The 5,995-nt window shown below is 67.5% G+C and carries 6 protein-coding genes; all 6 read right to left on the bottom strand.

Annotated features, from left to right (window positions below):
• Positions 1 to 252: 252 nt before the first annotated feature.
• Complete coding sequence (gene dnaB, locus G6020_RS05020) at positions 253 to 2,043, bottom strand: replicative DNA helicase (RefSeq protein ID WP_182609867.1); 1,791 nt, start codon at positions 2,041 to 2,043, stop codon at positions 253 to 255.
• A 501-nt stretch (positions 2,044 to 2,544) separates the two neighbouring features.
• Positions 2,545 to 2,997: a 50S ribosomal protein L9 gene (gene rplI, locus G6020_RS05015; RefSeq protein WP_179523916.1), complete on the bottom strand. Its 453-nt coding sequence runs from the start codon at positions 2,995 to 2,997 to the stop codon at positions 2,545 to 2,547.
• Between the two features lie 116 nt (positions 2,998 to 3,113).
• Positions 3,114 to 3,686, bottom strand: coding sequence for a single-stranded DNA-binding protein (locus tag G6020_RS05010; RefSeq protein ID WP_182609866.1), 573 nt, complete (start codon positions 3,684 to 3,686; stop codon positions 3,114 to 3,116).
• An 89-nt stretch (positions 3,687 to 3,775) separates the two neighbouring features.
• Positions 3,776 to 4,063 carry a 30S ribosomal protein S6 gene (rpsF, locus tag G6020_RS05005; protein WP_107747067.1) on the bottom strand — a complete coding sequence of 96 codons (288 nt, stop codon included), beginning with the start codon at positions 4,061 to 4,063 and terminating at the stop codon, positions 3,776 to 3,778.
• Between the two features lie 137 nt (positions 4,064 to 4,200).
• Positions 4,201 to 4,392 carry a hypothetical protein gene (locus tag G6020_RS05000; protein WP_182609865.1) on the bottom strand — a complete coding sequence of 64 codons (192 nt, stop codon included), beginning with the start codon at positions 4,390 to 4,392 and terminating at the stop codon, positions 4,201 to 4,203.
• The coding region (locus tag G6020_RS04995) for a glycosyltransferase 87 family protein (RefSeq protein ID WP_182609864.1) at positions 4,389 to 5,995 on the bottom strand (1,607 nt) is incomplete at its 5' end. The genes G6020_RS05000 and G6020_RS04995, both read right to left, overlap by 4 nt.

Raw genomic sequence — 5,995 nt, 5'->3', positions numbered from 1 at the left:
ATGCCTCGTGACCTGCACTGTCCACGAAACCACAAAGCTCAACCACTACACCCGTAAAGCCAACAACGCTCCCAGCCCTTTGACCAGCACCTATGCACATCCCAGAGCTTCTAGATTGACCGAGCCGTAGCGGGCGGACTCATGATGATTCTGGATTTCGCCTGGTCAAGAGGATTTTGACGTCCAAATAGCTGGTTCAACCGTCAATCTAGAAGGCGATTTCGCCAATCTAGACCGCACAGCGACAAGCACCTACAACCCCCGCGCCATATCGACGAACCGCGAGTAGTGCAGCTGGTGCGCCACGGTGATGGTGGAGGTCGGACCACCGCGGTGCTTGCCCAGGATCAGGTCGGCCTCGCCGGCGCGGGGGTCGTCGCGCTCGGTGGAGTCGGGGCGGTGAAGCAGCATGACGATGTCGGCGTCCTGCTCGAGTGAGCCGGACTCGCGGAGGTCGGAGACCTGGGGGCGCTTGTCGGTGCGCTGCTCGGGGCCACGGTTCAGCTGGGAGATGGCGATCAACGGTACGTCGAGCTCCTTGGCCAGCAGCTTGAGCTGGCGGGAGAACTCGGAGACCTCCTGCTGACGGGACTCGACCTTCTTACCGCTGGACATCAGCTGCAGGTAGTCCACCACGATCAGCCGGAGGTCGTGCTTCTGCTTGAGCCGGCGGGCCTTGGCCCGGATCTCCATCATGGTGAGGTTGGGCGAGTCGTCGATGAACAGCGGGGCCTCGGAGATCTCACCCATCCGCCGGGCCATGCGGGTCCAGTCCTCGTCGCTCATCTTTCCGGACTTCATGTCGGAGAGCTTGACGCGTGCCTCGGCGCTCATCAGGCGCATGACGATCTCGGTCTTGCTCATCTCCAGGGAGAACAGCACGGAGGAGAGGCCGTTCTTGATCGAGCACGAACGCATGATGTCCAGGCCGATGGTGGAGTTGTGCGTGGGGATCCCGGTGGGGCCGGCCAGGTACAGGTGATCGTCGGCGGCGACCTCGATGCACCGGACCGGGACGCTCTGCGCGCCGCGGACGTCGATGATCAGGCGGTCGGGGCGCCCCGAACCGGCGTTCTCGGGCACCAGGATCCCGAAGTCGCTCACCAGCATCAGTGTCTCGAGCGACTTGGTGGTGACGGTCTGGTGGGTGCCGCCCATCTCGATCCGCCACTCGTGCTCGGCGTCCGCCACGATCTCCGCGCCGTCGTTGAACCGCAGGGTGTAGCAGGGACGGTCCTCCCATACCTCGGTCACGGCCACGACCTCGGTCGGCTGCCCGTCGGCGCCGAGCACCCTGTCGCCGACGCGCACCTTGCCCATGGTGGTCACGCCGCCCGGGGTCGGGAGCACGGTGTCCAGGGCCAGCGCCTTACCGACGCCGGGTCGGGCGGCGATGATGATCATCTGGCCGCCGTGGAGCCCGTTGGTCACGGCGTCGAGGTCGGCGAAGCCCGTGGGGACGCCATTGCTCAGCCCGCCGGCCGTGTGGATGGCGTCGATCTCGTCCATCGTGGGCTGCAGGAGCTCCTCGATGATCACGTAGTCCTCGGTGGTCCGGCGCTCGGTCACCTCGAAGATCTCGGCCTGCGCCCGGTCCACTACCTCGGCCACGTCGGCCCCCTCGGAGCCCGAATAACCGAACTGCACGATCCGCGTCCCCGCGTCGACCAGGCGGCGCAGGATCGCCTTCTCCGAGACGATCTGCGCGTAGTACCCCGCGTTGGCCGCCGTGGGCACCGTCGAGATGAGGGTGTGGAGGTACGTGGCCCCGCCGGCGCGCCGGAGGTCACCACGGCGGTCCAGCTCGGCGGCGACGGTGACGGCGTCCGCGGGCTCGCCACGGGCGTACAGGTCCAGGATCACGTCATAGACGGCCTGGTGCGACGGCTTGTAGAAGTCGCCCGGCTGGATCTCCTCCACCACGTCCGCGATCGCGTCCTTGCTGAGGAGCATGCCGCCGAGCACCGACTGTTCCGCGGTGAGGTCCTGCGGAGGTGTGCGACCGAACTCTGAGCGCCCGCCTTCGTCAGGCGGAGGCGGCATCTCGTCGGATCCGTCGAATCCCCCCTGCGCCATGACCTCTCCTCTCCGCCTCACGCGTTCGGCACTCCCGAGTCGCCTCGCCTGCGCCGCGTAACCAGTTCACTGTAGGCCACCGGAGCGACACGCCCGGCAACTACCTTCCAAGTTATCCACAGGTTTATCCACAATCGTTGGTGGCCACCTGTGGACAACTGTGGATGAATCCCCGATCCGCAGGGCCGATGCCGGGCCTGCTGTGGACAACCGGTGGAGTACTTGGTCGTTTCTGAACAAAAGCGCTGCTCATCAGCATCTTTGCCCATCAACCCGTCGGTGGAGAACCTCTCGTAGCACGCCCGGATCGACGACGCAATAGATAACGAAAGATGAACAGTTTCGATATCGGAACCGACATCGTTGTATTTCGCGGTGGCGTTTATCCACAGGCGATCCACAACCCCGTCGTGTCCACGACGAGGGCCCCGGCCGTCGCGGACGACGACCGGGGCCCTACGTGGGAGATCAGGCGGGAACGACCTCGAACTCGACCTTGGCGGTCGTGTCATGCCCGAGTTCGACGACGACGCTCTGGGCGCCGGTCGACTTGATGTGCTCCTTGGGCATGTGGACGGCGCGCTTGTCGAGCGCCGGCCCCCCGGCGGACTTGATCGCGGAGGCGACGTCGCCCGCGGTGACCGAGCCGAACAGCTTGCCGGTGTCGGAAGTCTTGACCGCGACCTTGACGTCGGCGAGCGACTCGAGCTTCTGCTTGAGCTCGTTGGCGTGGTCCGAGTCGCGCACCTCACGGGCCTCCTGGACCCGCTTGATCGACTCGATCTGGCGCTCGGCGCCCGGGGTGGCCACGATGGCCAGCCCGCGCGGGAGCAGGAAGTTACGACCGTATCCGCCCTTGACCTCGACGATGTCGCCCGGCGCACCGAGCTTGTCGACGTCGGCGGTGAGGATCAGCTTCATGATCCGTCTACCTTTCTTTCCTCCGACGAGCCGACCGGGGCCGGACTCTCGCGAGGTCATGTCTCATGCTTATGGGGTGGGGCGCTTCGCGCGCCCCGAGGGAAAAGACCCTGGGATCAGAACGGGGGCTCGTCGTCCATGCCGCCGAAACCACCGGAACCGCCGGCCCGGGGAGCGCTGCCCCACGGATCGTCGTTCTGCTGGCCGCCGCCCTGGCCGCCACCGAAACCGCCCTGCGGCTGGCCGCCGGACTGGAATCCGCCGCCCTGTTGACCGCCGCCCTGCTGGCCACCACCCTGGAAACCGCCCCCGCCGCTCTCGCGGTTGGTGCGGGTGACCTTGGCCGTGGCGTACTTGAGCGACGGGCCGACCTCGTCGACCTCCACCTCGTACACCGTGCGCTTCTCGCCTTCACGGGTTTCGTACGACCGTTGACGCAGGCGACCGGTGACGACGACGCGCATCCCCTTCTGCAGGGACTCCGCCACGTTCTCGGCGGCCTGGCGCCACACGTTGCAGGTGAGGAACAGGCCTTCGCCGTCCTCCCACTGGTTGGTCTGGGAGTTGAAGCGGCGCGGCGTCGAGGCGATCCGGAAGTTCGCCACCGCGGCACCCGACGGCGTGAACCGCAGCTCGGGGTCCGCGACGATGTTCCCGACCACGGTGATGGGGGTGTCGCCCTGTGCCATGCGCTTGTCCTCCGTGTTGACGCTCAGGTGGGTGTGATCGGAGCTCGACCGACCACGCCCAGATTAGCGGGCGAGCCGGCGGGCCCGGGTCACTTGTCGGCGCGGAGCACCTTGGTGCGGAGCACGTTCTCGTTCAGACCGAGCTGACGATCCAGCTCCTTGACCGCGTCCGGCTCGGACTTGATCTGCACGACGGCGTAGATGCCCTCGGTCTGCTTGTTGATCTCGTAGGCAAAGCGGCGCTTTCCCCAGACATCGACCTTGTCGACCGAACCGCCCTCTTGCCGGATCACGTTGAGGAACGTGTCCAGCGACGGCGCCACGGTGCGCTCGTCGAGACTCGGATCGAGGATGACCATCACTTCGTATTGACGCATGGGACCTCATCACCTCCTGTGGACTACAGATTCGGCCACGGAATTTCCGTGGCAGGAGGGTCGTTGCGTCAGCAACCCGGTAAGGCTACCCCGCTTGAGCTCGGTGGACGAAATCCCTCAAACCGGATCGGGCCGCCTCAGCCGTGCCGCAGACCGATCGTCAGCGCCAGGACCACGGGCACCACGGTGAGGAACAGGAACGCCGCCACGGTCCAGGAGATCCACACGGGCTGGCGCCACCCCGCGCGGTGCCCGCCGGCGGCGGTGACCATGCAGACGAACCCGACGAGGATGCACAGGAACATCCAGATCATCGCACTGGTGCTCATCCGGTGGTGCCCTCCCTCTGTCGGAGCCCGCGGGCCTCGTCGTCGTCGTGGTCGTGGTCGTCGTCGTGGCCGTGGTCGCCGTTCCCCCGGACGGTCGGCGGTCCGACCAGCGGTTCCCCGGGGTCGGCGAGGACCCCGGCCAGGGGGTCCGGCCCCTCGGGTGTGCCCTGGTGCGCCATCCGGACCAGGTCCAGGTGCGGCCGGTAGATCTCGCGGATCACCACCACGCAGATGGCCACGACCATCAGGTCGCGCACCAGGACGAGCGGATGGAACGTCTCCGGCCCGATGCCCTTGTTGGCCACCCCGTGGAAGTACGACATGTGGGCCACCCACAGCAGGGCGTCGAAGACCATCCACGGCACCAGCAGTCTGGCCCGGGGCACCGCGAGCACCGCCAGCGGGACCAGCCACAGCGAATACTGCGGGCTCCACACCTTGTTGGTGAGCAGGAACACCGCCACGATGAGGAACGCCAGCTGGGCGATCCGCGGGGTGGTGGCGGCGGTGAGACCGATGACCAGCACGGCCACGCAGCCGAGGGCGAACAGGACCAGGGACACCGTGTTGAGCGTGGCCGGGGCCTCGCCCGCGGCGCGGCCGGCGTCGAAGCCCTGCCAGCCCGTCAGGGTCTGCATGACGGCGTAGATGCTCTCCGGGTTGGCGGGGCGGTCCGAGTTGAGCCGGAAGAACTCCCGCCAGCCCTCCGGGAACGGGATCATGATCGGCAGGTTGACCGCCAACCACGCCGCCACCGCGGCCGCGGCCGCCTTGCCCAGGTCCACGAAGCGCCTGCGGCGGAGGGCCACCACGAGCAGGGCGCCGAACAGGAACAGCGGGTACAGCTTGGCCGCCACGCCGATCCCCAGGACGACCCCCGCCCAGACCGGCCTGCTGCGCGCCCACAGCAGGAGCGCCACGGACGCGAACGCGACCGCCATCAGGTCGTAGTTGGTGAAGGCCTGGAAGATGATCAGCGGACTGGCCGCCATGAGCAGCGTGTCCCACGGCCGACGCCCGGCCGACAGGTAGGTGGCCCACACGGCGATCATCCAGAGGAACGCCAGGATCACGCAGCCCAGGACGAAGTACTTGACCACCTCGATGGGACCGCCTGGGGCCACCGCGTGCCAGGCCTGGGCGGCCTGCGCGGTGACGTACTGGAACATCCCGGACACCACCGGGTACTCCATGTAGCGGGCACCGCCGTCGTCGCCCACCCACATGTACCGGTACGGCAGCTCACCGGCGTCCAGACCCTGCACCGCGTAGAGCGGGAGCGGGTCGGCGTAGCAGGCCTTGTAGTACTGCTGGCCGGTCCAGTTGAGCCCCGGCGCGGAGCCGTCGGTGGGGCTGGTGGTGACCATGCACGCGGCCTTGGAGAAGAACCCGAGGGCCAGGAACAGCACCGCGAACATCATGATCACGCGCAGCGGCGTCCAGAACCGCTGCCGCCCTACGACCGCGTGCCGGCCCACCGGCCCGCCCCAGGCGTCCAGCACCGTCCTGGCGGCCCCGTCCCCGGGTCGCACCCGGTCCTGCGGGCCGAGCGATCGGAGGTCCCTGTCGAGCGGCAGCGGGGAGAGGTGGCCGTTGCTCTGCA

It is taken from the genome of Dietzia sp. B19, from assembly GCF_014145155.1.
GTDB classification, from domain to species: Bacteria; Actinomycetota; Actinomycetes; order Mycobacteriales; family Mycobacteriaceae; genus Dietzia; species Dietzia natronolimnaea.
The sequence above is the reverse complement of the archived record's forward strand: the minus strand, read 5'-3'. Positions and strand labels throughout refer to the sequence as shown.

Bases quoted from the DNA above. Each gene is read 5' to 3' on its own strand.
- dnaB (WP_182609867.1), bottom strand. From the start codon at position 2,043: ATGCCGCCTCCGCCTGACGAAGGCGGGCGCTCAGAGTTCGGTCGCACA.
- rplI (WP_179523916.1), bottom strand. From the start codon at position 2,997: ATGAAGCTGATCCTCACCGCCGACGTCGACAAGCTCGGTGCGCCGGGC.
- G6020_RS05010 (WP_182609866.1), bottom strand. From the start codon at position 3,686: ATGGCACAGGGCGACACCCCCATCACCGTGGTCGGGAACATCGTCGCG.
- rpsF (WP_107747067.1), bottom strand. From the start codon at position 4,063: ATGCGTCAATACGAAGTGATGGTCATCCTCGATCCGAGTCTCGACGAG.
- G6020_RS05000 (WP_182609865.1), bottom strand. From the start codon at position 4,392: ATGAGCACCAGTGCGATGATCTGGATGTTCCTGTGCATCCTCGTCGGG.